Consider the following 2118-nt stretch of genomic DNA (forward strand, 5'->3'; position numbering starts at 1 on the left):
GTGCCGGCCGGCGGTGGCCGGCGCCCGTCACGGCGCGCCGGCGGGCGATTCTGCGTGCCGGCGGCCGCAACGGAGCCGGAAGCGACACCCGGATTGCCAGGCTGGCGGCCCTGCTTGGCGGCAGGCGGGGCCGGCGTCTGGACGGGGGATGGGGCGGCCTTGGGCGCGGGCCGGCCGGCATCGGTTTTCCGATCCGGCGGCAAAGGTTTGGCGGGGCGTTGTGCTGACATTGGCCGGGATTATAATCCGCGGCATGAATGCAAGAACCGACACGCCAGCCGACGCGCCCGCGCCGTCCGAAAAAGACGAGCCCCTGCCCGTTCCCGCCCCTGCCGCGCACCTCGTCGCGCCCCTCGACGTGCCCGCCCCGGCCGCCGAGCCGGTCGAGCGAAGCGGCCCCGACCACCAGCAGTTCGTCGACTGGCTGCGCGCGGTCGCCCCGTATATCCACGCGTTTCGCGGCAAGACCTTCGTCATCGCCTTCGCCGGCGAACTGGTCAAGGCCGGCACGCTCAACGCGCTCGTCAACGACGTGGCGTTGCTGCACGCCATGGGCATGCAGATCGTGCTGGTGCACGGCTCGCGCCCGCAGGTGGAAGAGCAACTGGCGCTGCGCCACGTCGAGTCGCAATTCGCCGCCGGCGTGCGCATCACCGACAACGCCGCGCTCGAATGCGCCAAGGAAGCCGCCGGCGAACTGCGCCTGGACATCGAGGCCGCCTTCAGCCAGGGCCTGCCCAACACACCCATGGCCGGCGCCCAGCTCTCGGTGATTTCGGGCAATTTCGTTACCGCGCGCCCGGTCGGCATTGTCGAAGGCGTGGACTACCAGCACACCGGCCTGGTGCGCAAGATCGACGGCGAATCGGTGCGCATGTCGCTCTCGCACGGCAAGGTGGTGCTGCTTTCGCCGCTTGGTTTCTCGCCCACCGGCCAGGCCTTCAACCTGTCGATGGAAGACGTGGCCAGCGCCACCGCCACCGCCATCAAGGCCGACAAGCTGGTCTTCATCACCGAAGTGCCCGGCGTGCAGGACGCGTCCGGCAGGATGATGCCGGAAATGTCGCTGCGCACCGCCGTCGAGCGACTGCAGAACAACCACCTGCCGCCCGAGGTGGCCTATTACCTGGAACACCTGGTCAAGGCCCTCAAGGGCGGCGTGCCGCGCGCGCACCTGATCCCGTTCGAGCTGGACGGCTCGGTGCTGCTGGAGCTGTTCCTGCACGACGGCGTCGGCACCATGATTTCCGACACCGACCTGGAAAGCCTGCGCGAAGCCACGCTGGACGACGTCGGCGGCATCCTGCAGCTGATCGCCCCGCTCGAGCAGGACGGCACGCTGGTGCCGCGCGGGCGCCACCTGATCGAGCGCGACATCGCCAACTTCTCGGTGATCGAGCACGACGGCGTGCTGTTCGGCTGCGCCGCGCTCTACCCGTATTCGCGCGAGGGCATGGCCGAAATGGCCTGCCTCACGGTATCGTCAGAGGCGCAAGGCACCGGCGACGGCGAGCGCCTGCTCAAGCGCATCGAGCGCCGTGCCCGCAGCCTCGGCCTGGATCGCCTGTTCGTGCTTACCACCCGCACCGAGCACTGGTTCCTCAAGCGCGGCTTCGTGCACGCCAACGTGGACGACCTGCCCGAAGACAAGCGCAAGCTGTACAACTGGCAACGCAAGTCGATGGTGCTGATGAAAAAACTGTGACGCCGGTGGGGGTAGCCTGAAGGCTCGCCCCGGCTTCGTTACAATAGCGCCACCGCAACGGCCGGCCGTTTCGCCGCGCCGGCTACATCACACGACAACAAGGAGTTCCCCATGGCCCGCATGGTTCAATGCGTCAAGCTCAACAAGGAAGCCGAAGGGCTCGACCTGCCGCCGCTGCCTGGCGAACTCGGCAAGAAGATCTGGCAGACCGTGTCCAAGGAAGCCTGGGCTGGCTGGCTCAAGCACCAGACCATGCTGATCAATGAAAACCGCCTCAACATGGCCGATACGCGCGCGCGCCAGTACCTGCTCAAGCAGACCGAGAAGTATTTCTTCGGCGAAGGCGCCGACCAGGCCCAGGGCTACGTGCCGCCGCCGCAGGCGTAATGTGCCTGGCGCGCGGCCTGGTGCCG

2 protein-coding genes are annotated in these 2118 nt (G+C 67.9%); both read left to right on the forward strand.

What is annotated here, in order from left to right; translation table 11 throughout:
* Window positions 1-253 precede the first annotated feature (253 nt).
* Window positions 254-1705 carry an amino-acid N-acetyltransferase gene (gene argA, locus AC1DO7_RS41035; protein WP_441623162.1) on the forward strand — a complete coding sequence of 484 codons (1452 nt, stop codon included), beginning with the start codon at window positions 254-256 and terminating at the stop codon, window positions 1703-1705.
* 111 nt (window positions 1706-1816) lie between these two features.
* The gene (locus tag AC1DO7_RS41040) at window positions 1817-2092 is read left to right on the forward strand and encodes an oxidative damage protection protein (RefSeq protein ID WP_441623161.1); all 276 of its coding nucleotides are present in this window, start codon (window positions 1817-1819) and stop codon (window positions 2090-2092) included.
* Window positions 2093-2118 lie beyond the last annotated feature (26 nt).

Source organism: Cupriavidus sp. 05N40 (genome assembly GCF_056397305.1).